Source organism: Mesorhizobium sp. M1307 (genome assembly GCF_040318155.1).
Taxonomy (GTDB): domain Bacteria; phylum Pseudomonadota; class Alphaproteobacteria; order Rhizobiales; family Rhizobiaceae; genus Mesorhizobium.
Window position 1 is genome coordinate 132044 of sequence record NZ_JAMYLR010000005.1, and the last position, 22345, is coordinate 154388.

Consider the following 22345-nt stretch of genomic DNA (forward strand, 5'->3'; position numbering starts at 1 on the left):
CCAGAGGGGGGCGCGAAGGATCGCCGGCCTTTGATTTATTCGCTTCTCAAATCAACCCCGAATCGCGCGCCGCGGCGGTGGCTTCGCCGCGCGAAACCGCGTCCAGCTTGCCCAGAACCGCCGAGACGTGGTGATCGACCGTCTTCGGCGAGATGGTCAGGTGCTCGGCAATCCGCTTGTTGGAAAAGCCGCGCTCGATCAGTTGCAGCACCTCCATCTGGCGCTGGGTCAGGCCGGCGCGATTGGCGCGCGTGGTTCGGCGCGGCCCCCTTGCGATGCCGTTGACACCGTTGCGGCGCATGATATCGCGCAGGTGAACGGCGACCGGTCTGGCGCCGAGGCTTTCGAAAATCTCCAGCGCCAGGCGCTGCGCGGTCTCGTCGCCCTCTGCCAACGCCAGCCCGCGTTCGTAGGGCGCGTTCATCTCGGCCCATAGTTCTGCCGCCGCCCGCCAGTCGCCGGCGAGCAACAGCCGGTAAGGCGCAGCCATGCCGACGGTATCGCCTGGATCCATGTCCGGCGCCAGCTTCTGCCGCCACGTCGCCAGCTCGCCGAAAACCGCCCGCGTCGTCGACAAGCTCTCAGCCAGTGCGATCAGGCCGAGCGCCTCATCCTTGTCAGCCTGGCCGAGCCACGCCCGTTCGGCCATCAGCGCCGCATAGGGCGCCAGCCGCTGCAATTCCAATCCCTTGTCCAGGAACTTCGTCATTTCGGCAAAAAGCGGCTCGGCGGACGGGTCGCCGCGCCGTATCCGCAGCTTTGCCAGGGCGACCACGGCGGGATAGCGGACCAGCATCGTCGCCTGGTCGTTGGCGATCACCTCGAGCGCCTCGCCGGCAGCCTCTTCCCATTGCCCCTGGCGCAGCAGCAACTGGGCCAGCACGCCGCGCATATAGTCGCGCCAGGTGACGAGATCGTTTTCGACGCAATAGTTGATGCCGCGATCGAGGAACGACCGCGCCTCAGCGAAGCCGAGCTGGTTCATCTCGCTGCAGGCGCTGTTGGTGAAGGCGCGCGCCGCATGTTCCTGAAAATTCTGCTCCAGCGCGATCTCCAGGCTTCGGGCAAGGTGCAGCCGTCCGTTTGCCAGATCCAGCCACTGCTCGGCGCTGCCGACATTGTTGAGCGCGTGGCAGACGATGTCGGGCCGGTTCAGTTGTTCGGCGAGCGCAATCGCCTTGTTGCCGAGCCGCAGCGTGTCGTCGAGCCTTTCGGCCAGCATCGCCAGTTGCGAGAGGTTGGAATAGGCCATGGCGAGCTCCGGCCCGGCCGGCGCGGTCTCCAGCAGCTGAACCGCCTGCTCGCCAAGGGCATCGGCAGCCATGCGGTCGCCAAGCAGGTAGGCAAAGCGCGACAGCCATCTGAGGCAATCCCCTTCCTTCGCCGTATTCCCCTGGGCCTGATGCAGCCGGCGCGCCTGGTCCTGCGCGGCGATGGCCTCGTCGATCTTGCCGATGAGGTGGCACTCGAAGGCATATTTCTCATGGAGCGCCGTGCGCTCCTCCACCGGCAGGCTGACGGCCTGCCGCAACACGGCTTCGTAGAAGCCGGCCGCATCGCGATGGGCGCCGACGCGGGAGGCCTCGCGCGCCGCAACCGGGGCCAGTTCGCGCACTGCCTGCAGATTGTGCGCCTCCACCGCGTGATGCACGAGGCGGCCGGTGGAGACCTCACTGTTTTCGAGCAGGGCGGCCAGGGCGCGCTGGTTGAACTGCCGCCGGTGGCTCGTCGTCAGCATCGCTTCGATGGCGCGGCGGGCGATCTCGTGCCGGAACGCATAGCCGTCTCCCAGATCCTCCAGCAAGCCGTTGGCGACGCATTCGGCAAGCTGGCCGGCGCTGGCGACGCCGCACAGGCCCTGCAACGCCCAGGCATCGGCCCGCCGTGGAAACACCGACACCGCGTCGAGCATCGCGCGGGCGCCGGCCGACAGGCGCTCGGCGCGCGCCAGAACCGCGTCGCGCACGCTTGCCGGCAGCGCCGTTTTTTCCTCGCATCCGCTGCACAACAGCTCGGTGACGAAAAAGGCGTTGCCCGCCGTCGCCCGGTAGATGGCATCGCCATCACGCCCCGCCGCCTCGGCCAGCGACAGCACCGCCGACTCGCTGAGCAGCGGCACGTCGAGGCGCGCGACGCTGCCTGCCGGTATCTCGCCGAGCGCGCGGCGCACCCGCATCTGTCCCTCGCTGCGATCGGTGCGCGCCGTCAGCAGCAGCAAGAGATGCCTGTTGGCGATGCGCCGACCGAGAAAGCGGACGAAATCGAGCGTCGCATCATCGGCCCAGTGCAGGTCCTCGATCACCAGCAGGGTCGGCTGCGCCTTTGTCTCGAAGATGTCGAGCGCATCCGAAAACAGCGGCAGCCTCTGTCCTTGCCGATAATCGATCGCCTGCGGCAGCGCCCATTGCGCGTCCCGCGCCAGATCGTAAAGCGGCCCGAGCGGATCGGGTACCGACAGATCCTCGCAGGCGCTGCGGAATATGCGCGTGGCTTGCGCAGTCCGGTCGATGAAGGCCTCGACAAGCGCGGTCTTGCCGGCTCCGGCCTCGCCAGCAAGCACCGCGACGCAGCCACGCCCGCGCCCGGCATCGGCCAGCAGCCCGTCGAGTCGATCCAGCTGTGTCTGCCGTTCCAGAAGCATCATTCGCTCACGCAGATCGAGTTCGCCGAAAAGGCGGACCCGCGATGGACCCGCCAACATATCCCCCGTCCATAACGCTGCCAACATAGGGAATCGTCCCGCCAAAAATGGGGAAAGGTTCCGATGTGCGCTCTTGCCGGGCGTGATCAATGTCGAGCCGCGCTCAAACCGGGCGTGACCCACTGGAGAAAGGAAGGCTTCGATGCCTCGCTATCTGATTGAACGCACATTCCCGGACGGCCTCAACGTGCCGATGAACGAAGCCGGCGCCGACGCGCTGGGCGGTGTCGTCATGCGCAATGCCGAAAAGGGCGTTACCTGGCTGCAGTCCTACGTGTCGCCGGACAAGAAGCGCAGCTTCTGCATCTACGACGCGCCCTCGCCCGAGGCGATCCGCAGCACCGCCCAGAAGAATTCGCTGCCTGTCGACAAGATCACGGAGGTGCGGGTTCTTGACCCCTACTTTTACCGTTGATGGCAGGCAAACCCCAAGTGGCGGACAAAAGGATGAGTATCAAACTGCCATTCGCGGCAATTGCGACATGCCTGATAGCATGCCGGTCGGCGAACCGGCGCCTGTCGTGGGAAACCCCGGCGGTTCCCTGCTTGGCCGTCTATGGCGGATCGCCGCGGCGCTGCCTTCGCGTCTGCTGGGCAGGCGGCGCCGGCTGCCCCCGCAAGACGATTATCTGAGGCAGGACATGGGACTGCCGGACCGTGAGCAGCGGCGCGAATACTGGGAATATTATTGGTGGGACCATTAGGCCGCCGCGCCGTTTGGACGGGCTGAAACAAGCCGTGCAACCGGCCGCATCATTGCGGCCGACATAAAAACAGGACGAGCGACCTGTTTCGCAAAATTCCAACGGACGCCGCAGCGTTGAGCAGACCCGATCGGTGCGCGTCCTCAAACAACCGGAGAGAACATGAACATCAATCTTTGCACCGGGCGCCTTGCCGCCCTGGCCATCCTGTCGATCGCCGCCACCGCGGCCCAGGCAAAGGACGGCAATCCGCTGGCCGACATGGTACGCGCGGCCAACAGCCGCTTCGAGAATGTGGCAGCGGCGACCGCCGAGGGCTATGCGCCCATCCCTTGCGCCAGCGGCATCACCGGCGGCGCCATGGGCATCCACTACGTCAATCCCGGCTACCTCAAGGATGACGCGGTCGATGTCGCCAAGCCGGAAGCGGTGATGTACGAGCCGATGGCCGACGGCACGCTAAAACTGATCGCGGTCGAATACATCACCTCGAAAGGCCCGGCCTCGCTCGATGGGCATCTGTTCAACTTCAACAGCGCGCCCAACCGCTATGGCCTCGGCCCGTTCTACGAGCTGCATGTCTGGGCCTGGAAGGGCAACCCGACCGGCGCGTTCGCGGACATGAACCCGAATGTTTCATGTGATGCGATGAAGGGGATGTAAGCGGGGCTCTTCCTTCTCCCCGTTCTACGGGGAGAAGGTGCCCGACGGGCGGATGAGGGGCAGCGGGGACGTCCGCGGTTGGCCAATCTCCCTACCCACCCGAGCGGAGTGAGAAGCGGTCCGCGCAGCGGACAAAAAGCCAATTGCTTGGCTTGTAGGGCTTCGAAGGCCAGGCCAGAGAGGGGGCGCTGTCCCGCAGGCTTGACCCGCCAAAATCCCGCGAAGGCGGCTTCGTCCACAGTCATTTCCTCAACCATCTTCACCTGCACGCCGATCTTCTGGTCCTTCAGCAGGTCGCATAGTCCGTCGCCATCGATCAGGTCGATGGCCGGGAGTTTCGTCGCGCACAGCCTCGCGCCGGGCGCTCACATCATATGATGCGCAGCGGCGCGAGAATATCGTCGCGGTCTGGTCGAACGACCGGTCCTGCCAAACCCCAAATCAATCCCTCTAGTTCGTCTGGCGGCAGATGCAGCAATGCTGCGATCTCATGTTTCGTCATGCGCTCGCTCCAAAGATGAGCGAGAATCTTTCGCCAAACCGCCGACGTTTCGCGCTCGATGCCGTTCGGCTCACCGGTTCGATAGCCACGGCGGCCTAGTTCAATGCAGGCTGATTTGTATTGCCACTCCGTGAGCAGGCTCAATGAATGAAGCCTATACGCCATCGCCATCGCAGATACGCGCCAGCGGGCTTTCGCACGGAGGATAATATCTACGGTAATGAATCGGGGCACACGTGAACGCACGTCGTGTTCCGGCATCAAGAATGCCGAAGCGAATTGGTTTGCCTCGCGTTCGGCAAGACGTGACCGTTGCGCACCAGCGTGCCTGTGCATCACCAGATGACATAGCTCATGGGCAGAATCGAAAATGCTATGCTCTGGCGTCTTGTAATTGTTCAAAAAGATATAAGGCCTCTCGTCGCGCCAGAACGAAAAGGCATCGACAGAGCTAGTTGCTTCCGACAGAGAGAAAACCCTCACGCCGTGGACCTCTAGCAGGCCAAGCATATTGCCGATTGGTTTCTCGCCGAGATTCCAATACCCGCGCAGAGCGCGGGCGGCCACTTCCGGGTCTGTTTCATAGCTTAAGTCGAGAAGGTTGGTGTCGGGCAGGCTGAATTGCTCTTCAAGCCAATCACTAAGTTCCAAACCCAGGCGTCCTGCGTTGATCGCCGCATCCCGTTCCTTCGCGCTCATTTTTGAAAGACTGCGAAAGCTAACGGCTGTCGTATCAAGCTCGTCAGGGTCATCCAGGTGGAAAAAGGTTGCCGGGTAGTCCAGCGCGGTGGCAAGCTTGCCGATGCTCATCTCGTCGGGTTCGTTTTCTCCGTTTTCGATGCGCGAAACGGTAATCGGGGACAACCCCGCAGCTTCAGCGAGTCCTTTACCTGTCATCCGCCGTCGTTTCCGAGCGAGGACGAGCCTTTTCGGATTGAATGCCATGACGATTACTTCTTGCGAGCAACCTTCGGGTCGAAATCATCGGCGACATCATCGCTATCAAACGACAGCTTCGGCTCTGCATCCAGATCACTGCCATCCGAGAGGAAAAGCCGCTCCACAAAATGCGTAAATCGACCGCCCTTCACAACGGGACAACTCAATTCGGCCGCCCCGTCCGGAGCAACCATCAAGTAGTATACAGTCCAGCCTTTCTCGTCGGCTTGATGGACCGGAGCATAGCTAGGCAGGCCACCAAACAGGTCATTGCCCGCGCAAAGGCGCTCCGCGCCAGCTCCCTTGCTGGAACGCGGCTTCGGGTCATGGTGATCGCTGCAGGCGATGTCGACGTTCGCAAAGACGATCTTGATGCGCCTTGCCTCATTCCGGATTGTTTCGACACCATTTGTCCGGTCAAGAACCCAATCGGCTCCGACAAACTCATTCCGAAGCGAGAAGGTGCCATAGTGATAAGAGAACGTCCCGGCTGCATTGGCTGGGAAAAATAGGGTCGCATCAGCCGCCGCGCCGACGGCTATGTTCCGAGCAACGAGAAGCTTGGCCCTTTCAAGCTGCAGGTACTCAAGGCGCGGTAGAACCTCCCATTCTTCCCGGAGAACGCGCGTCGGAATCATTTGGGGCATGTGGATAGCTCCGTGTTAACGAATCTTACCATACAGTATGGTTTAAATTATTAACACGCAAGCGCTATTTCTGATTGCCCAACGCTTTTCCGCAGCCTTTTTGGCGATCTCAGCGCGACGCTCTGGCGTCATATTCTCGGCCGCTTCTTTCCGCTCTGCGCCAAGGGCCTTGGCAGTGGGGTCCTTGCCGTCGTCAATCACATCGTCAGCTTTCTCGCCTGTCGCAATGCGCAGGACGCGGACGGCGTTGCCGATCACGTCGGCGGGGCGCTTCTGGCCTTAGGTCCGGTGGGCACTCCTAGTTCTCCGCATGGCTAAAAACGACAGCGCCGTTGTCCTTACGAACTTCAACGGACACGATTCCATCGTCACCCTTTCGGGTTTGGAACATGGAGGTTGCATGATCTTTCGCGGTCTTCTCGTCGTCGAAGATCACCTTGTCGACGATGCCCTGTCTTCCATACCAGATGACAGTGTAGACCATTGTTGCTGCCATGCTTTCCGCTAAGCATATAGGCGTTTTCGCATATGGGGCAAACGGGATAGGCGCTTCCGCGTATTTCAAACTGAGACACTACCGAGCGGGGTAAGGGTTGCGCGAATGATGAATATGAGCAGCGCGCCGCCCCTCATCCGCCTGCCGGCACCTTCTCCCCGTATAGAGACGGGGCGAAGGAAAGCTCACCCAACCGTTTCTTAATGTGTCTCCGCTACACCCAACCCCTGTAAATTGGCGGAAAACGGAGTTTGATCGGGGTGCGCTTTTCCGCGGCGACGACAGCCGGGCGGTTCCTGCCGCAGCGCCTTGCGCTGCGCATCAGGCCGCTGCTTGGCCTGATCGATGCCGTCCTGTTCAGCGCCGGCGCGCGCGGCGAGGCCGGCCGCATGTCGCTGATCGCCTTTTCGGTCCGCATCGTCAGCGCCGTCATCGCCTTCGTCAGCCAGGTTTTGATGGCGCGCTGGATGGGCTCGTTCGAATACGGCATTTTCGTGCTCGTATGGGTGACGATGGTCATCGTCGGCAATCTCGCCTGCCTCGGCTTCCACACCTCGATCATCCGCTTCATTCCCGAATATCGCGAGCGCGGCATGATGGCCGAATTGCGCGGCATCGTGCGGGCCAGCCGGCTGTTCGTGCTGGTTGCCTCCACCGTGATCGCCGGCCTCGGCGCGCTCGCCGTCTGGCTACTGTCGCCCTTTATCGAGAACTATTATGTCGTGCCGTTCATTCTCGGCATCATCTGCCTGCCGATGATCGCCATGTCCGACCTGCTGCAAGGGCTGGCGCGGGCCAATTCCTGGGCGCTGTTTGCGCTGTCGCCGACATTCCTGGTGCGGCCGCTGCTGATCCTGGCGTTCATGGCGCTGATGCTGCTGGCGGGCTACGCGCCGGACGCCAGAACGGCGATCTTCGCCGCGATCGCCGCCACCTACGCCACCACGCTCGGTCAGCTCATCGGCGTGACGTCGCGCATGGACAGAAGGATCCCGGCCGGGCCGATGAAATTGCATTTCGGCCAATGGTTCATCGTGTCGCTGCCGATCTTCCTGGTCGAGAGCTTCTTCTTCCTGCTCACCAATGCCGACGTGCTGATGGTCGGCGCCTACCTCGATCCCAACGACGTCGCCGTCTATTTCGCCACCGTCAAGACGCTGGCGCTGGTGCATTTCGTCTATTTCGCCGTCAAGGCCGGCGTCGCCCAGCGCTATGCGCAGTTCACCCATGGCGAGCCGCACAAGCTCGCCGCCTTCGCCCGCGAAACCGTGTCGTGGACCTTCTGGCCGTCGCTGGCGATGGCGCTGCTCGTGCTGGCCCTGGGCGAGCCGATGCTGACCCTGTTCGGCCCGGAATTTTCCGCCGGCTATCCGCTGCTCTTCCTGCTGGTGCTCGGCGTCGTCGCGCGGGCCGCCGTCGGCCCTTGCGAAAGCCTGCTCACCATGAGCGGCAACCAGAATATCTGTGCCGCTGTCTATGCCATGACGCTGGCCTTCAACATCGCGCTTAGCGTCGTGCTGATCCCGCTCTTCGGTCTGTGGGGCGCGGCGATGGCCACCGTCTTCGCCATGATCTTCGAGGCCGGCGCGCTGTCCTTTACGGTCTGGCGCAAGCTCGGCATCGCCATGGTCATTTTCGTGCCCGCCAAAGGAGCCGCCTGATGGCTGCCGTCCCCTTGCTCGAGGAAACCAGCGGCGGCCCGGCCGGCGCCATGGTGTCCGGCCTTGCCGGGCTTGCCCGCGAAGCCGATCCCGCCCATGTCGAGATCCTCGCCAACAACCGGCCCGAGCGCAAGCTTGCCATCTATCCGGCCTCCGCCGGCTTCGACCTGGTCGAGGAGCTCGACTATCTCTGTACCCGCACGATCGAGTCCAACGTCTTCTTCAATCCGCGCTTCCTGGCGCCGGCCATGCCCAGGCTCGAGGACCGCGAGGTGCGGCTGGCCGTCATCCGCGACGGTGACCAGTATCGCAACCGGCTGCGCCTGCTGGTGCCGTTCTCGGTCGAGCGACCGGTGGTGCCGCTCGGGGTTCCCGTCATGCGCACCTGGTCGAGCCCGTTCGGCCCGATCGGCACGCCCCTGGTCGACCGCGACGATCCGATCGGCGTCATCGAGGATTTCTTCGCGATGCTGTCCAGGCCGCATCTCAAGCTGCCAAAGGTCTTCGTGCTGCCCGACATAAGGCTGGATGGCCCGGTGGCGAGCCTGCTCGCCAGCGTCGCCGAAACGCGCGGCCTGACGCTGGTCACCACCGGCAAGGCCGAGCGCCCGGTGCTCGAAAGCGAGCTCGACGGCGAGGAATATCTGAAAGCTTCGCTGCGCGCCCACCATTATCGCGAGTTCCGCCGCCTGAAGCGCCGCCTCGCCGACCTCGGCCGGCTGCAGCATGTCGTGGCGCGCGGGCCTGACGAGATCCGCCACGCCATCGAAAATTTCCTGACGCTGGAGGCTGCCGGCTGGAAAGGCCGCGAGCGCACCGCCATGGCCATCGACCGCTACCGCGCCGCCTTCGCCCGCGAAGCGGTGCACCGGCTGGCCGAGCAGGATCTCTGCCGCATCCATTCGCTGACGCTCGACGGCCGCACCGTCGCCTGCCTGATCGTCTTCGTCGAGGCCGGCGTCGCCTACACCTGGAAGACCGCCTATGACGAGACGCTCGCCGCCTATTCGCCGGGCACGCTGCTGATGATCGAGGTGACCAGGCAGCATCTCGACGACCCCAACATCATGATGACCGATTCCTGCGCAGTGCCCGACCATCCGGTGATGAGCCGGCTGTGGAGCGAACGCAAGCCGATGGGCACGCTGGTGATCGGGCTGACGCCGGACGCCGACCGCCCCGCCCGCCAGGCGGCGTCGCAGCTTCACCTCTACCGCGAAACCCGCAACATGGCGCGCCTGCTGCGCAACCGGATGAGGAGCCTGCTGCGCCGGCGCTAGTGCATGGGGTCCAAAGTGGGACCCGGCCCGGCCGTCCGTCTCCGCACCGTCGGCCCGCTCGGGCCTAGGTCGTCAGGGTTAATTCTCCCGATCAGCGGAAAGGATTAGCATCGACGCAGTCCCAACCGGGATGAGGCGATCAATTACGGCCGCGCGTCCAGCATCACTGCCGCCTCGGTCCTGCACGGCCAGAAGAAAAAAATCTGGGAGGAATGCATGATGAAAACAACTCACCTCAGGCGTGTCGGTATCCTCACCTTGGCAGGTCTCGTTGGCGCGTGTCTGAACGCCGCCACTCCTCGGGCGGCCGAACCCGACAAAGCCGAGATCGATGCCCTGCGTAAATCGCTGTCCAGGTATGAAGACTACAAGGTTGCCATTCGCGAGCTTTATCTATCGACGGTAGGATGCGTCTTCTACAGCGGCGAAAAGGTAGAGGGGGCGATGGACTACCCGAAGGGCGCGATGGGCATCCATTTCGTCAACGTCACGACTGTCGGCCCGACCGCGGATCCGACGCGCCCCAATGTGCTGATCTATGAGCCGGTCGGCGGCGAATTGCGCCTGGTCGGCGCGGAATGGCTCGTGCCCTTGACGCCGGACACAAAGGAGCCGCCGAAGCTCTTCGGCCAGACATTCCAGGGGCCGATGGAGGGGCATTACCCGCTCATCCCGAAGGAGTTCCACCACTACGACCTTCACGCCTGGCTGTTCAAGGACAACCCGCTCGGAATGTTCAGCCCGACGAACCCGGACGTGAAATGCGACAACTATCCGTTTCCGATGCCTGAGCAGCCGACCAAGATGGTGCCGGGGCCGATGTAATAGCGGCCGGGCTACGATCCGAGCCTACCAGGAAATGCAGCCGGACCTCAAAGGCGTTATCCCGGAGGACGCTCCTGGGATAACGTCCAACCAAAAGTCCGTGCTCGGACCTTCGGACTCGTTTTGCCGTTTTGGCAATCACGACACTGCCGCGAATTCACAAAGGCGTTCCAAGGAGCCGACCGCGAAACGACGGAGGACCAAGTGAGAAGTCTGATCCGGACAGGATTGTCCGCAGCCGTTTCGGGTACGATCGTCAGCTTCGCCACGACAGTTGCATTGGCCCTGCTTGCCAGGCGGGAAGGCAAAGGCGCCCTGCAGCCCGCGAATGCGACCAGCCACTGGCTCCATGGCGAGCAAGCCGCGTCGGTGCGGCGCGGCGACGTGGCGCACACGCTCGTCGGCTATGGCACGCATCACGCTTCCTCCATCTTCTGGGCATTCCTTTTCGAATTATGGCTCGCCTCGAGCCCGCCGCGTCCGTCGCTTCTGATATTTCGCGATGCGTTGGCGGCAGCGGCCATTGCCGCGGCAACAGATTATGGCTTCGTGCCGAAGCGGTTGACGCCAGGTTGGGAGACGGTGCTGCCGAAGCGATCTATCGCGGCGACTTTTGCGGTGATGGCGGTCGGTCTAGCGATGGGCGGCATGATCAACAAGGAATTGCGCCGGCAGCATTAGGGACAGGGATTTGAGACAGATGCTTCGCACGGCGCGTTCACATCATCGCGACGGGCGGATCGCCGCGCTCGTCCCATTCTGCGGCATCTCCACCTCATCGGGAACCTTTCTCAAGGGACATGGTTCCGAATGTGCGGCGAAAGCGTGCTGCTCATTCCTGCTATCGCCAAGGAGATTCGACCATGAAGCTTCGCGAGTTGTTGGATCAAGTAAAGGACCTGCCGCCGGACACCTTGGTCTGTGCCGCCGAAATCGATGAAGCCTTTGCAGTCAACGTTGTTGGCGTTGAAGCTGTCGAGAGCGCCAGAATCCAAAGCCGCAAACCGGATGGCACCGAAGCTGTCGAACTCGCCAACGGGACCGACAAAGTCATCGTGATCCGCTGGTGAAAACCGGGGAAGTTGCGTTCAACAGCATGATGTTCCGCTCCACTGTGGGGTGCTGAATTGCGAATGCTGGCAGCGTATCGATGGCGGCGGTCGCCTATGGCTCGGCGGGCATGGCTTGGACAAAAGCCGCCATTTGGCGTTCGAGCGCTTTGAACGCGCTGCCGCGCCAGCTCTCGGCCATGGATGCCGATTTTGGATCAGGGAAGATTTCCTCCTCCCCTCGCGCCATGCCGTCCAGGATACCTTTCGCGACGCTCTCCGCGGAGCTCTTCGGTATATCGGCGTCTCTGCTCATGTCGGTGTCTATGGGACCGGACAGGACTGCATGAACGCTCACGCCACGAGCGCCGGCGAGAGCACGTAGTGTCATGGAAAACGCGGCGGCCTTCGACAGTGAGTAAGACGGAATAATCGGGAAGGGAACGAGAGCCGCTTCCGACAGGATGTTGACCACGGCGCCGCGCGAATGCGTGAGCAGCGGCAGGAATGCGTGGGTTACGCCATGCACGCCGAGCAGGTTGACGGCGAGGTGTCGCTCAAGCGCAGCACGATCGCCAAGATCGTCGTAGAGCCCGATGCCGGCGTTGTTGATGAGGATATCGAGAGACCCGATCCGCTCGACAGCCGCCCCAATCTGCACCGCATCGGTCACGTCCAGGATCAGCGGCGTGACGCGCCGATCCGCGTGGGCGAGCGGTTTGCGCGCGCCGGCATAGACCCGGTTCGCACCCCGTCTCAATATTTCCTCGACCAGCGCCTTGCCGAGGCCGCGGTTGGCTCCGGTCACGAGAACGGCTTTGTTTGTGACTTCCATTGATTTCGGCACGGCGATCTCTCCTCCTCTTGCATGAATGCAAGCCATTCGTTCTTGCATCATGCAAGTAGGCTATGATTTTCTGTTCCCACGCTTGGACGCCGTCTCCCCGTTGCATTGCTCCAGGGCAGCCGGCGCCGTGACCAGGCGAACCTTGCAACTAGGACCCGACTTCCAATGTCGTGTAGGAGATCGGCGAAGGCCGCTCCAGGAAGGCGCCGGTTATGGCCGAAACGAAATTCTTCGCGTCCGCCGAGCGTAGAAAAGCGTCGCGCTCCTGCTTCGATGCCCAGCGCTCGACGCAGATGGTAACGTTGGGCTCGGCCTCCGAGCGAAAGACGCTATAGTCGATGCATCCGCTTTGCTTGCGGGCCGCCCCCGCCACGTCCCGCAGGGCATTCCGCACCTTGCTTTCGATGCCGGGCTTCGCCGCTGCCGTCGTCATGACGATCATCCCGGCGCCATCGCCTGCCGCCTTGCGCTCGACGGTGCGGGTATCCTCGCTTTGCGGCACGACCGTTGGGTTGGCGTTCTCTTCGCCCTTGTTGGGTTGCCCCTTGCCCGTCGAAATCAGCTCGCGGAGACTTGCGACATAGAAGCGCCACGAGTCATGGCAGACATCGTAGCATTCTTCGCTCGGCTTCAGCCCGACATGGGTGAAACGCAGCTCGGTCCCCTTTTCGGTCGGCGCGATTTCGAAGACCACGTCCGTGCCGGTCCACTCGGTCGCATCCCTGACGAAGTTGAAGTAGTTCAGAACGACGTGCCAGACGACCTTCTTGCCGGGCACAAGCTCCGTGACCTTGAACGTGCCGCGGTGGATATCCTTGAAATGATAGTAGAATTTCGCACCGAGCTTGTTGGTATCGCCATCGATATCTTCGGACCACCAGGCGCGCGGATTGATAACCGCCGCAAAAACCTCTTCGGGGCTTTGCTTAACGACGAATGACGTCGTGTAATCTTCTTCCTTTTTCATAACATATCTCCTGTCTGGATCTGATTGGTTGATGGACACCCGAAATCTCGGGCGATGAAGTGGAGCGACGCTCTCTCGACCTCTGTCGCTTGCATCATGCAAGCACAATGCCTACTTGCATGATGCAAGTCAATAGGGTATGTTCACACCATGCTTGGTCGTCTCTATGAAAAACAAAACTGCTCGGCCTCACGCGCCCTGGAACTGGTCGGCGAGCGCTGGAGCCTGTTGATCCTGCGCGACGCGATATTCGGCGGCTGCACGCGCTTTTCGCAATTCCAGAAGAGCCTGGGGATCGCCACCAACATCCTGGCCAAGCGCCTCGAGGATTTCGTCGAGGCCGGCCTGATGGACCGTCGCCCGGGTGCCGCCGGCGAGCAGGCCGACTACGTCCTGACCCGGAAGGGGCTGGAATTCAAAACGGTCATTATCGCGCTGACCGAGTGGGGCGACAAATGGGTGCGGCCCGGACCCATCGTCTACTGCGACCAATCCGACGGCAAGCCGGTCGAGGTGCAATTGCGTCGCGCCGGCAATGGCAAGCGGGCCGACTTCGCCGACGTCGTGGCGGCCCTACGCTAGGCACGGTCCGGCCCGCAGCACGATCCAAGACGAAGCGGTTTCGCATCGTGCCATAATGTTACCGCATATCTCACCTCCCGAGGTTGCTTGCGGCAATAGGCGAGGTGCAACCATTCAGTGGGTTGGACGATCCCACCCACGCCATTGGATTTAACAGGAAGTGGGTGGGAATTTAAAAAGTGGTGCCCCTAGCCGGGATCGAACCAGCACTCCTTGCGGAACTCGATTTTGAGAGGCCGGATATGCCCTATCCTAACTTTATCCGGCGGTAGCCAATTGTACGATAAACGGCTGTAGACACTAGCTTTTTCGGCTCGTCCAATCATCGATACCTAACCGGACATACGCCACGGTTTGATTTCTGGCTGCACCTATTCTGCACCTGAAATCAATGTCGAGGTCTCTCCATTCGTTTGCCCTTCGATCTTCGATCCAAACCTGCCGATGTCAAAGCACACTTATTACCTGGGGTGGAAGCGCATCCTCGAACGGGCGGGCGTGCCACATACCGGCAGCGCCCGGCCCCTCAGACGCGACCCGCGTTAGCTAGGACGCTCGTTGCTCTCGGTCGATTCCCGAAAGCCATGTCATTGGACCTAGCCGCAGCCTCGCTTCGATCGCCGTCGCGAAGCGACATGACATCGCTCTGGCCGACGCCGTCGGCAGGACGTCACGAAGCGGACGCGGCGATTTTGGGGCGTCCGAACTCGACGTCCCAGCTGCGCTCCTGGGGTGCGGCTTCGCCACTCAGGCCGAGTTTGGGGAAAAGCAATTCAGCGACGTTGAACGCCTCTTCCAGATGCGGATAGCCGGACGCGATGATCGTTTCGATGCCGATCTCCTGATACTCGCGAATGCGCGCGGCAACATTGTCGGGATTGCCGACCAGCGCCGTTCCTGCACCTCCGCGCACCAGCCCCGGTCCCGCCCATAGATTCGGGCCGACGACCAGCCGGTCGCGTCGACCTTGATGCAGCGCCGACATGCGCTTTTGGCCGACAGATTCCGAAATGTGGACAAATCCCTTCTGGGCTTCGGCGATCAGGTCGTCGGTGACGTGGCTGATCAGCCGGTCGGCCGCCGCCCACGCCTCATCCTCCGTTTCGCGTACGATCAGGTGAACGCGAAGCCCGAAGCGCATCATGCGGCCTTGCGCCGCTGCGGCTTCCCTGACGCGGGCGATCTTTTCGGCAAGCTGGTCCACCGGTTCACCCCAGCTCAGATAGGTATCCACGTGCTTGGCGGCGATCGCGATGCCGGCATCCGAAGAGCCTCCGAACCAGAGTGGCGGATGCGGCCGCTGAACCGGCGGGAAGGAAATGTCGGTGCCGTGGGCGGAAAGGTACTTGCCCTCGAAATCCGCCGGCTCGCCCGAAAGGATCCGCCGCCAGATCGTCAGGAACTCGTCGGTCTGTGCATAGCGCTCGTCATGACTGAGCTTGTTGCCGTCGCCGGCGAGATCGGCCGGGTCGGCTCCAGTGACGACATTGAGCAGGACACGACCGCCGGAAATGCGGTCCAGAGTGGCTGCATGACGCGCAAACAGCGCCGGTGTACCGCTGCCCGGCCGAAGTGCCACGAGGAACTTCAGCCGTTCGGTGAGCGGGATCAGCCCGGCCGCCACGATCCAGGCGTCTTCACAACGCGTTCCTGTCGGCAGGAGCACGCCCTTGAAGCCAAGCCGGTCCGCAGCCTGGGCGATCTCCCTGAGATAGCCGAAGGTTGCCGGGCGGTGCCGCTCGTCCGTGCCGAGATACGGTCCATCGCCATGCGTCGGCAGGTACCAGTAGAGATCGAGCGGCTTGCTGGTCATTGGATTGTTCCTATCGCGACGGGGAATGTGTGGGCCGGCAAGCGTGTCAGAGCTTGCCCTTCCAGGGGATGAGGCGGTGCTCCAGCCAGCGCATGCCGCTGGTGAAGGCGAAGGCAAGGACAGCGATGACGATGAGGCCAACGAAGACGACGTCGGTGGCGAGGAAATTGGCCGCCGACATGATCATGTAGCCGAGACCCGACTGTGCGGCGATCAGCTCGGCGGCGACCAGCGTGGACAATCCGGCGCCGATGGCAATCTTCAGGCCGGTCATGATTTCCGGCAACGCGGACGGCAGGATGATGCTGGTGAAAAGTTGCAGCCGGCTCGCACCGAGCGACAGCGCGGCATTGATGCGTTCGGCCGGCACCGACCGGACGCCGGCCTGTGCGGCAAAACAGATCGGGGCGAAGGTCGACAGCGACAGGAGCACGATCTTGGACGTTTCGCCGATGCCCAGCCAGATGATCAGCAGCGGCAGATAGGCCAAAGGCGGCAGACCCCAGTAGAGATCGATCGGAACGCTGAAGATGCCCTTGACCCAGCGATTGAGTCCCATCAGCAGGCCGAGCGGAATGCCCAGGAAAATGCCGACACCGAGCGCCGCGGCGATGCGGCCGAGGCTGGCGAGTGTGTGCTCGAGGAGCGTACCGTTGGCATAGCCATCGGCCCAGACGGCGCTGAACTGGGTCAGTACCTCGGCGGGCGACGGCAGGAACAGCGGCGACGCCCAGCCGAAGCGCGTGGCCAAAAACCACAAGGCGATGAGCGACGCCAAGGTGACCAGGCTGATGCCGAGCGTGCTTGTCGAAGCGGACCGGCGCGTCTTGGGAGACGGCGCGCGTTGAGCTATCGAAGACGAAAAAGAGGTTCCGGAATTGGCGGCGAGCGTCATTGCAAGGTTCCTGTGCGGGCGCCTTCCGGCTGGTGGATCAGCGAGCGGATTTCCTGCCGCAGTTCGATGAAACGCGGGTGGGACTGGATCGGCCCGATGTCGCCGCTCTCAGCGAAGTCGCGAACGAAGTCGGCGTCGAACCGGGCAACGATGCGGCCTGGTCGAGGCGACATCACAACGATGGTGGTGCCGAGCGTGAGGGCTTCCTCGATCGAATGGGTAATGAACAGGATCTGCTTGCCGGTCTTGGCCCAGACCGAGGCCAGAAGCTGCTGCATCGTCTCGCGCGTCAGGCTGTCGAGGGCGCCGAACGGCTCGTCCATCAGCAGGATCTTCGGATCGGTGGCCAGCGCCCGCGCGATGCCGACTCGCTGGCGCATGCCGCCGGACAGTTCATAGGGCGGCTTTTCGGCGAAATCGGCGAGCCCGACCAGTTCCAGCAGACGCCTCGATCGCTCATGGCGTTCGCCGCGCCGCACGCCCCGGTATTTCAGGCCGAGAGCGACATTGTCCAGCACATTGGCCCAGGGCAGCAAGGTATCTTTCTGGAAGACGACGCCACGATCGCCGCCGGGCGCGACAATTTCTTTTCCGTCCAGTGTGATCGTGCCTTCGGTGAGCGGCAGGAAGCCGGCGATCGCGTTGAGCAATGTCGACTTGCCGCATCCGGAAGCGCCAACCGCGACAACGATGGAATCTGGAGCGATATCGAGCGAGACGTGATCAAGCGCGTGTACGTCCTGGCCATCCGAGGCCGGAAAGGTCACGCTGGCATCGCGGATCCGAAGCATGGTGGGCCTCCAAGCAGTCTGGCTGGCGAGAATTCCGCCAGCCAGAACCTGAATGTCGTCAGGTGATTTCTAGTTCGAGGCCTTGGCAGCGTCTGCGTATTCCGGATCGGCGAACGCGGCGTAGCTGTCCTTGATGGCGGTGATCTTGTGCTGGTCCTTCAGGAAGCCCGCAGTGTCCTTGAGGATTTTCGCAACGGCGCTCTTGTCGCCACCGCCCAGCCATTTGTCGGACACCTGCTCGTCGAGCGGCGGAACCACAGTCGTCTTCAACTGCTCCGAATTCTCGGCCGCCGTGCCACCCTGCAGGCCGGCGATCAGCTTGGCGCTCTCTGAGTCCGGTCCCCATGCGGCCGGGTTGCTCAAGTAGGCGGTGTTGTAGCCGTCGATCAGCCGGACATACTGGCCGAGGAAGTCGGGATTGGCCTTGGCGAAATCGCCGGTCACGACCAGCGCGCTGAAGGTCGGCGCGCCACGGTCGGCGACCTGGCCGGCTGTGAGCAGAACCTTGCCGTCCTTTTTGAGTTCAGAGAGTGCCGGGTCCCAGACGAAGGCCCCGTCAATGTCGCCGCGCTTCCAGGCAGCGACGATTTCGGGCTGCGGAATGGCGATGACCTGGGTTTCCTTCTCCGAAATGCCTTCCTGCTTGAGGACGGCGAGAAGCTGGTAATGATCCGTCGATACCGGCGCGGCCGCAAGCTTCTTGCCCCGCAGGTCGGCCGGCGACTTGATATCGGGCCGCACCACCAGGGCTTCTCCGTCACGGGAGACCGAGGAGATGTAGAAGGCCTTCACGTCGATGCCCCTGCTGACGGCTGCGGCGAACGGACTCGATCCGACATCGCCGATCTGGACGTCGCCGGATGCGATGGCAGCAAAGATGTCAGCACCGGAATTGAAGCGGCGGTATTCGATGTTCCAGCCGGTTTTCTTGGCAAGATCGCCATTGGCAATGCCGAGATTGTAGGGATTGGCACCGGTCTGGTAGGCGATGACGACTTTCTTGTCGTCGGCATGCGCTGCAGCGGATGCGGCCGCTATGGCAAGCCCGACAAGGGCGGCGGAAATAAGTTTTCGCATGGAGCCTTAATCCTTTTGAACAGAGGGCAAACCCCTCGACTGCCCGCCCTATTCAAAGAGCGTTGGATTAAAGTCCACTGATATTATAGACTTAGATAGCAATGGAATTCTTAAAATCAGCTCGCGCTTAAAAAAGAATTCGGATTTAGACGGCACGCTGTCGCCCGCGGGATTATTCAGGCGCAAAATGCGGAGTGCTTACGGGCCGCGCCTTGGCAATATATCGCCCCATCAGGCACTTGCCTTGGCACTTTATCCGTCAGGCCGAAGCCGCCCGGACCGGTTGGCTCTTCGGCTGGCGCGGTGAAAGCAGGGCAACGAATTGATCCACGGCCTGCCCGGCCCGCGCCAGAACCAGCGAATCTACGAGCTTGCCGTCGGCAAAGTCGCTGTCACTGCCATAGACGGCGCTCGGCACCGTCAGGGCGGAGTAAAAGCCAAACAGCGGGCGAAGCTGATGTTCGACTACCAGCGCGTGGCGCTGGCCACCACCCGTCGCGCCGATCAGGACCGGCCGGTCGACGAGCGCCAGTGGATCGATGAGGTCGAACAGATGCTTGAACAGGCCAGCATAGGAGCCGTTGTAGACCGGCGTCGTGACGATCAGCGCGTCGGCCTGTTCGACCGCGTTTACCACATTCAGCGCCTCCGGCGTCAATTCCTTTCGAGTAAACGCAGCACCCAGACCACGGCCGGCATCGACAAGATCGAGGAAATTTACTGTGACAGACAATCTTTCGCGCAGCGCCTCGCCGAGATGATGCGCCAGCGTCCGCGACTTCGACGGCCTGTGGGTGTTGCCCGAAAGCACGACGATGTTCTGGCGCAGCCGTTCGACGTGGAAATTCATGGGCTCTCTCATCTGTCCAAAGCAATTGGAAACGCGGGCGGGGCCGCCGGCCCCGCCATTTCGTCGGCGACCGTCAGGCGGCGCGCAGAGGCCGTGTCAGCGGGATCGGCGCGGCCGGCTCCGAACGCGGCACGCGGCCTTCGACCGGATGGCTCGGATCATTGAACCCATGCGTTGAGGCATGGCCGGCGGTGACGAGGCAGTCGACAAAGGCCTCGTCCTCGGCGCTCAGCCTGAAGTCCAGCGCCTTCGCATAGCTGTCCCACTGTTCCTCGGTGCGCGGGCCGGCGATCGCCGCCGTGATCAGCCGGTTGTTCAACACCCAGGCCAGCGCGAAATCGGCGGCCGAGACGCCGCGTGACTTTGCGTGCGCCGCGATCTGCCTGGCGATCTCGATCGATTCCGGGCGCCACTCGGTCTCGGCGATGCGCTTGTCGCCACGGCCGGCCCGCGTGTCGGCGGCAGGCGCCTGGTTCGGCTCGTATTTGCCGGTCAGCACGCCGCGCGCCAGCGGGCTGTAGGAGACGATGCCAAGACCGTAATAGGCGGCCGCCGGCAGCTGTTCGGCCTCGGCGGTGCGGTTGACGATGTTATAGAGCGGCTGGCTGGCCACCGGCCGGTCGATGCCGAGTTCATCGGCCAGATGCGCCGCCACGAAAGTTGGAGACGCCGAAATAGCGCAGCTTGCCCTGGCGGATCAGGTCGGCGATCGCCCGCACCGGCTCTTCCAGCGGCGCATCGAAGACGGCGCGGTGGAAGTAGAACAGGTCGATATAGTCTGTTCCCAGGCGCCGCAGGCTGTTCTCGACCGTCTGGATCACCCATTTGCGCGAATGGCCGCCGAGATTAGGCCCCTTGTCATGCGAGTTGACGAATTTGGTCGCCACGACCCAATGATCGCGCGTCGCCTTGATGCCGCGACCGACGACTTCCTCGGACTTGCCGTTGTGGTAGACGTCGGCGGTGTCAATGAAGTTGATGCCTTGCTCGCGCGCCTTGTCGATGATGCGATGCGCGACCGTCTCCTCGGTCGGCCCGCCGAACATCATCGTGCCGAGGCTGAGCGGCGAAACCTTCAGGGCGCTGCGGCCAAGATAGCGGTAGTCGGACATTTTTCTGCTCCGTTGAATTTCAGTTGATGGTTGGTTCGGCGTAGTGGCAGGCGACATGGTGTCCCGGCGCGATCGCCCGGAACGCCGGTTCCTGCGAACGGCACAGATCGGTCGCCAGCGGGCAGCGGGTATGGAAACGGCAGCCGCTGGGGATGTTCTGCGGGCTTGGCAGATCGCCATGGATCGGCGCGGCCTGACGTCGGCGCGCCGGGTCCGGCACGGCATCCATCAGCGCGCGCGTGTAGGGATGCTTCGGCGAGGTCCACAGCGTCGAATTGTCGGCGCTTTCGACGATGCGGCCGAGATACATGACCAGCACCCGGTCGGCGAAATAGCGGACGACTGATAGATCGTGCGAAATGAAGAGATAGGACAGCCCGAGCTGACGTTTCATGTCGACCAACAGGTTGAGGATCTGCGCCTGGATCGAAAGGTCGAGCGCCGAGACCGGCTCGTCGCAGACGACCAGTTCCGGATTGAGGATCAGCGCCCGGGCGATGCCGATGCGCTGGCGTTGCCCGCCGGAAAATTCATGCGGGTAGCGGCCAAGCGAATCCCTCGGCAGACCGACACGCTCGATGATGTCCTCGACGATGGTGCGCCGCTCGGCCGTGTTGCCGATGCCATGGACCTTCAGTGGTGCTGTCAGGATGTCGCCGATCGTGTGGCGCGGATTAAGCGATGCGAACGGATCCTGGAAGATCATCTGGATATTACGGCGCGCCGCCTTCAGCCGGCGCGCGTCGAGAACGGTGATGTCGGTGCCGTTGAACTCGATCCTGCCGCTAGTCGGGTCGACCAGCCGCATGATGGTCTTGCCTAGCGTCGATTTTCCGCAACCGCTTTCGCCGACGAGACCAACCGTCTCGCCGCGTCCGACTTCGAGGGATACGCCATCGACGGCGCGCAGCGTGCCGCCCTGGGCGTGGAAATGAGTGGAAAGGTCAGAGACCGAGAGCAGCGCCATGCGCAACCTCCGGAATGAAGCTGTAGGGGCAGGCGACTAGACGATCCTCGCTCACCTCGACGAGGGCGGGTACGAAATGGGCACAACTGTCGCGCGCCACCGCGCAGCGCGGCCGGAACGGGCAGCCCTTTTCGCCGGCGGCCGAGACGATACTGCCGGGAATCTCCGTCAGCCTGGCGTCGCGGTAGTGGAGATTGGTCTTCAGCCGCGGCGACGCCGCCAACAGGCCGCGCGTATAGGGGTGAAGGGGTGTTCTGAACAGCACGCCGGGCAGCGCCTGTTCAACCTTGCGGCCGGCATACATGACGACGACCTTGTCGGCCCATTGTGCGACGACACCAAGATCGTGGGTGATGAGCACTACAGCCATCGATAGTTCGCGGCGCAGCGTATCGAGCAGGTCGAGCACCTGCGCCTGGATGGTCACGTCGAGCGCCGTCGTCGGTTCGTCGGCAATCAGCAGGCACGGTCGGCAGGCAACGGCGATGGCAATCATGACGCGCTGGCGCATGCCGCCGGAAAGCTGGTGCGGATAGTCGTCGATGCGCCGCTGCGGATCGGGAATGCGCACCAGATTGAGAAGCTCGATGGCACGGCTCCGCGCTGCCTTGCCGCGTATGCCTTCGTGCAGCGTCAGCACCTCGGTGATCTGCCGGCCGATGGTCAGCACCGGATTGAGCGACGTCATCGGCTCCTGGAAGATCATGGCGATCTCGCGTCCGCGCAGGTTCCGCATAGCCCTCTGGTCGAGACCGAGCAGGTCCTTGCCGGCGAATTCGATCCTGCCATTGGGGATTTTCGCCGAGCGCGGCAGAAGCTGCATCAGGGCGAGCGCGGTCAGCGACTTGCCGGAGCCTGATTCACCAACGATCGCCAGCGTCTCGCCCTCACCGACCTCGAAGCTCAGCCGGCTGACCGGCTCGGTGGTCGGGAAGCGAACCGTCAGATTGTCGATCCTGAGCAAAGGAGCCGCCATC

Annotated in this window: 23 protein-coding genes and 1 pseudogene; 9 read left to right on the top strand and 15 right to left on the bottom strand. The window is 62.7% G+C overall.

Annotation, left to right across the window (positions count from 1 at the left end):
- Positions 1 to 46: 46 nt before the first annotated feature.
- Positions 47 to 2701, bottom strand: coding sequence for a helix-turn-helix transcriptional regulator (locus NKH16_RS09040; protein ID WP_352821681.1), 2655 nt, complete (start codon positions 2699 to 2701; stop codon positions 47 to 49).
- 142 nt (positions 2702 to 2843) lie between these two features.
- On the opposite strand from NKH16_RS09040, the gene NKH16_RS09045 reads away from it, so the two are divergent.
- The 3 genes from NKH16_RS09045 (at position 2844) to NKH16_RS09055 (ending at position 4068) form a co-directional block, all read left to right on the top strand.
- Positions 2844 to 3116, top strand: coding sequence for a DUF4242 domain-containing protein (locus NKH16_RS09045; protein ID WP_023677971.1), 273 nt, complete (start codon positions 2844 to 2846; stop codon positions 3114 to 3116).
- A 67-nt stretch (positions 3117 to 3183) separates the two neighbouring features.
- Positions 3184 to 3405, top strand: coding sequence for a hypothetical protein (locus tag NKH16_RS09050; RefSeq protein ID WP_352743846.1), 222 nt, complete (start codon positions 3184 to 3186; stop codon positions 3403 to 3405).
- A 162-nt stretch (positions 3406 to 3567) separates the two neighbouring features.
- Entirely contained in the window at positions 3568 to 4068 is a 501-nt protein-coding gene (locus tag NKH16_RS09055) for a hypothetical protein (protein ID WP_352619584.1), read from the top strand.
- Positions 4069 to 4438: 370 nt separating this feature from the next.
- On the opposite strand, the gene NKH16_RS09060 is transcribed toward NKH16_RS09055, so the two are convergent.
- The 4 genes from NKH16_RS09060 to NKH16_RS09075 are packed head-to-tail and all read right to left on the bottom strand — an operon-like array spanning position 4439 to position 6652.
- Positions 4439 to 5515, bottom strand: a complete 1077-nt coding sequence (locus NKH16_RS09060) for a helix-turn-helix domain-containing protein (protein ID WP_352743845.1) — start codon at positions 5513 to 5515, stop codon at positions 4439 to 4441.
- 5 nt (positions 5516 to 5520) lie between these two features.
- Entirely contained in the window at positions 5521 to 6156 is a 636-nt protein-coding gene (locus tag NKH16_RS09065; protein WP_352683014.1) for a hypothetical protein, read from the bottom strand.
- Positions 6157 to 6198: 42 nt separating this feature from the next.
- Positions 6199 to 6414 carry an RNA-binding protein gene (locus NKH16_RS09070; protein ID WP_352683016.1) on the bottom strand — a complete coding sequence of 72 codons (216 nt, stop codon included), beginning with the start codon at positions 6412 to 6414 and terminating at the stop codon, positions 6199 to 6201.
- Positions 6415 to 6454: 40 nt separating this feature from the next.
- Positions 6455 to 6652 carry a hypothetical protein gene (locus NKH16_RS09075; protein WP_023721050.1) on the bottom strand — a complete coding sequence of 66 codons (198 nt, stop codon included), beginning with the start codon at positions 6650 to 6652 and terminating at the stop codon, positions 6455 to 6457.
- A gap of 260 nt (positions 6653 to 6912) precedes the next feature.
- Here NKH16_RS09075 and NKH16_RS09080 point away from each other — a divergent pair, with 260 nt between their 5' ends.
- The 5 genes from NKH16_RS09080 to NKH16_RS09100 all read left to right on the top strand — a co-directional run bounded on the left by NKH16_RS09080 (position 6913) and on the right by NKH16_RS09100 (position 11488).
- Positions 6913 to 8313, top strand: a complete 1401-nt coding sequence (locus NKH16_RS09080; protein ID WP_352743886.1) for a lipopolysaccharide biosynthesis protein — start codon at positions 6913 to 6915, stop codon at positions 8311 to 8313.
- Positions 8313 to 9593, top strand: a complete 1281-nt coding sequence (locus tag NKH16_RS09085; protein WP_352743844.1) for a GNAT family N-acetyltransferase — start codon at positions 8313 to 8315, stop codon at positions 9591 to 9593. The genes NKH16_RS09080 and NKH16_RS09085 overlap by 1 nt, the downstream gene beginning before the upstream one ends.
- Positions 9594 to 9809: 216 nt before the next feature.
- Entirely contained in the window at positions 9810 to 10418 is a 609-nt protein-coding gene (locus NKH16_RS09090; RefSeq protein ID WP_023677966.1) for a hypothetical protein, read from the top strand.
- Between the two features lie 204 nt (positions 10419 to 10622).
- Entirely contained in the window at positions 10623 to 11099 is a 477-nt protein-coding gene (locus tag NKH16_RS09095) for a hypothetical protein (RefSeq protein ID WP_352743843.1), read from the top strand.
- Between the two features lie 182 nt (positions 11100 to 11281).
- The gene (locus NKH16_RS09100; protein WP_023677964.1) at positions 11282 to 11488 is read left to right on the top strand and encodes a hypothetical protein; all 207 of its coding nucleotides are present in this window, start codon (positions 11282 to 11284) and stop codon (positions 11486 to 11488) included.
- A gap of 94 nt (positions 11489 to 11582) precedes the next feature.
- On the opposite strand, the gene NKH16_RS09105 is transcribed toward NKH16_RS09100, so the two are convergent.
- The gene (locus NKH16_RS09105) at positions 11583 to 12314 is read right to left on the bottom strand and encodes an SDR family NAD(P)-dependent oxidoreductase (protein WP_352743841.1); all 732 of its coding nucleotides are present in this window, start codon (positions 12312 to 12314) and stop codon (positions 11583 to 11585) included.
- Positions 12315 to 12462: 148 nt separating this feature from the next.
- Positions 12463 to 13281, bottom strand: a complete 819-nt coding sequence (locus tag NKH16_RS09110; protein ID WP_352743840.1) for an antibiotic biosynthesis monooxygenase — start codon at positions 13279 to 13281, stop codon at positions 12463 to 12465.
- Positions 13282 to 13431: 150 nt separating this feature from the next.
- On the opposite strand from NKH16_RS09110, the gene NKH16_RS09115 reads away from it, so the two are divergent.
- On the top strand, positions 13432 to 13863 hold the full coding sequence (locus tag NKH16_RS09115) for a winged helix-turn-helix transcriptional regulator (RefSeq protein WP_352456668.1): 432 nt from the start codon (positions 13432 to 13434) through the stop codon (positions 13861 to 13863).
- A 670-nt stretch (positions 13864 to 14533) separates the two neighbouring features.
- Here the strand turns inward: NKH16_RS09115 and ssuD are convergent.
- The 8 genes and pseudogenes from ssuD to NKH16_RS09155 form a co-directional block, all read right to left on the bottom strand.
- Positions 14534 to 15676: an FMNH2-dependent alkanesulfonate monooxygenase gene (ssuD, locus tag NKH16_RS09120; RefSeq protein ID WP_352743838.1), complete on the bottom strand. Its 1143-nt coding sequence runs from the start codon at positions 15674 to 15676 to the stop codon at positions 14534 to 14536.
- A 46-nt stretch (positions 15677 to 15722) separates the two neighbouring features.
- Complete coding sequence (locus tag NKH16_RS09125) at positions 15723 to 16571, bottom strand: ABC transporter permease subunit (RefSeq protein WP_352743837.1); 849 nt, start codon at positions 16569 to 16571, stop codon at positions 15723 to 15725.
- Entirely contained in the window at positions 16568 to 17362 is a 795-nt protein-coding gene (locus NKH16_RS09130; RefSeq protein WP_352471351.1) for a taurine ABC transporter ATP-binding protein, read from the bottom strand. Before NKH16_RS09130 ends, NKH16_RS09125 begins: the two co-directional genes overlap by 4 nt.
- Positions 17363 to 17431: 69 nt before the next feature.
- Positions 17432 to 18439, bottom strand: a complete 1008-nt coding sequence (tauA, locus tag NKH16_RS09135; protein ID WP_352743836.1) for a taurine ABC transporter substrate-binding protein — start codon at positions 18437 to 18439, stop codon at positions 17432 to 17434.
- Positions 18440 to 18698: 259 nt separating this feature from the next.
- Positions 18699 to 19289 carry an FMN reductase gene (gene msuE / locus NKH16_RS09140; RefSeq protein ID WP_352449703.1) on the bottom strand — a complete coding sequence of 197 codons (591 nt, stop codon included), beginning with the start codon at positions 19287 to 19289 and terminating at the stop codon, positions 18699 to 18701.
- 73 nt (positions 19290 to 19362) lie between these two features.
- Positions 19363 to 20401 (bottom strand): annotated as a pseudogene (locus NKH16_RS09145) (aldo/keto reductase).
- A 19-nt stretch (positions 20402 to 20420) separates the two neighbouring features.
- Positions 20421 to 21368, bottom strand: a complete 948-nt coding sequence (locus NKH16_RS09150) for an ABC transporter ATP-binding protein (protein WP_352743833.1) — start codon at positions 21366 to 21368, stop codon at positions 20421 to 20423.
- Positions 21346 to 22344, bottom strand: a complete 999-nt coding sequence (locus NKH16_RS09155) for an ABC transporter ATP-binding protein (RefSeq protein WP_352743832.1) — start codon at positions 22342 to 22344, stop codon at positions 21346 to 21348. The genes NKH16_RS09150 and NKH16_RS09155 overlap by 23 nt, the downstream gene beginning before the upstream one ends.
- Position 22345 lies beyond the last annotated feature (1 nt).

Bases quoted from the DNA above. Each gene is read 5' to 3' on its own strand.
- NKH16_RS09115 (WP_352456668.1), top strand. From the start codon at position 13,432: ATGCTTGGTCGTCTCTATGAAAAACAAAACTGCTCGGCCTCACGCGCC.
- NKH16_RS09130 (WP_352471351.1), bottom strand. From the start codon at position 17,362: ATGCTTCGGATCCGCGATGCCAGCGTGACCTTTCCGGCCTCGGATGGC.
- NKH16_RS09125 (WP_352743837.1), bottom strand. From the start codon at position 16,571: ATGACGCTCGCCGCCAATTCCGGAACCTCTTTTTCGTCTTCGATAGCT.
- NKH16_RS09110 (WP_352743840.1), bottom strand. From the start codon at position 13,281: ATGAAAAAGGAAGAAGATTACACGACGTCATTCGTCGTTAAGCAAAGC.
- NKH16_RS09155 (WP_352743832.1), bottom strand. From the start codon at position 22,344: ATGGCGGCTCCTTTGCTCAGGATCGACAATCTGACGGTTCGCTTCCCG.
- NKH16_RS09055 (WP_352619584.1), top strand. From the start codon at position 3,568: ATGAACATCAATCTTTGCACCGGGCGCCTTGCCGCCCTGGCCATCCTG.
- tauA (WP_352743836.1), bottom strand. From the start codon at position 18,439: ATGCGAAAACTTATTTCCGCCGCCCTTGTCGGGCTTGCCATAGCGGCC.
- msuE (WP_352449703.1), bottom strand. From the start codon at position 19,289: ATGAATTTCCACGTCGAACGGCTGCGCCAGAACATCGTCGTGCTTTCG.
- NKH16_RS09100 (WP_023677964.1), top strand. From the start codon at position 11,282: ATGAAGCTTCGCGAGTTGTTGGATCAAGTAAAGGACCTGCCGCCGGAC.
- NKH16_RS09065 (WP_352683014.1), bottom strand. From the start codon at position 6,156: ATGCCCCAAATGATTCCGACGCGCGTTCTCCGGGAAGAATGGGAGGTT.
- NKH16_RS09045 (WP_023677971.1), top strand. From the start codon at position 2,844: ATGCCTCGCTATCTGATTGAACGCACATTCCCGGACGGCCTCAACGTG.
- NKH16_RS09060 (WP_352743845.1), bottom strand. From the start codon at position 5,515: ATGGCATTCAATCCGAAAAGGCTCGTCCTCGCTCGGAAACGACGGCGG.
- NKH16_RS09090 (WP_023677966.1), top strand. From the start codon at position 9,810: ATGATGAAAACAACTCACCTCAGGCGTGTCGGTATCCTCACCTTGGCA.
- NKH16_RS09075 (WP_023721050.1), bottom strand. From the start codon at position 6,652: ATGGCAGCAACAATGGTCTACACTGTCATCTGGTATGGAAGACAGGGC.
- NKH16_RS09150 (WP_352743833.1), bottom strand. From the start codon at position 21,368: ATGGCGCTGCTCTCGGTCTCTGACCTTTCCACTCATTTCCACGCCCAG.
- ssuD (WP_352743838.1), bottom strand. From the start codon at position 15,676: ATGACCAGCAAGCCGCTCGATCTCTACTGGTACCTGCCGACGCATGGC.
- NKH16_RS09050 (WP_352743846.1), top strand. From the start codon at position 3,184: ATGCCTGATAGCATGCCGGTCGGCGAACCGGCGCCTGTCGTGGGAAAC.
- NKH16_RS09040 (WP_352821681.1), bottom strand. From the start codon at position 2,701: ATGTTGGCGGGTCCATCGCGGGTCCGCCTTTTCGGCGAACTCGATCTG.
- NKH16_RS09085 (WP_352743844.1), top strand. From the start codon at position 8,313: ATGGCTGCCGTCCCCTTGCTCGAGGAAACCAGCGGCGGCCCGGCCGGC.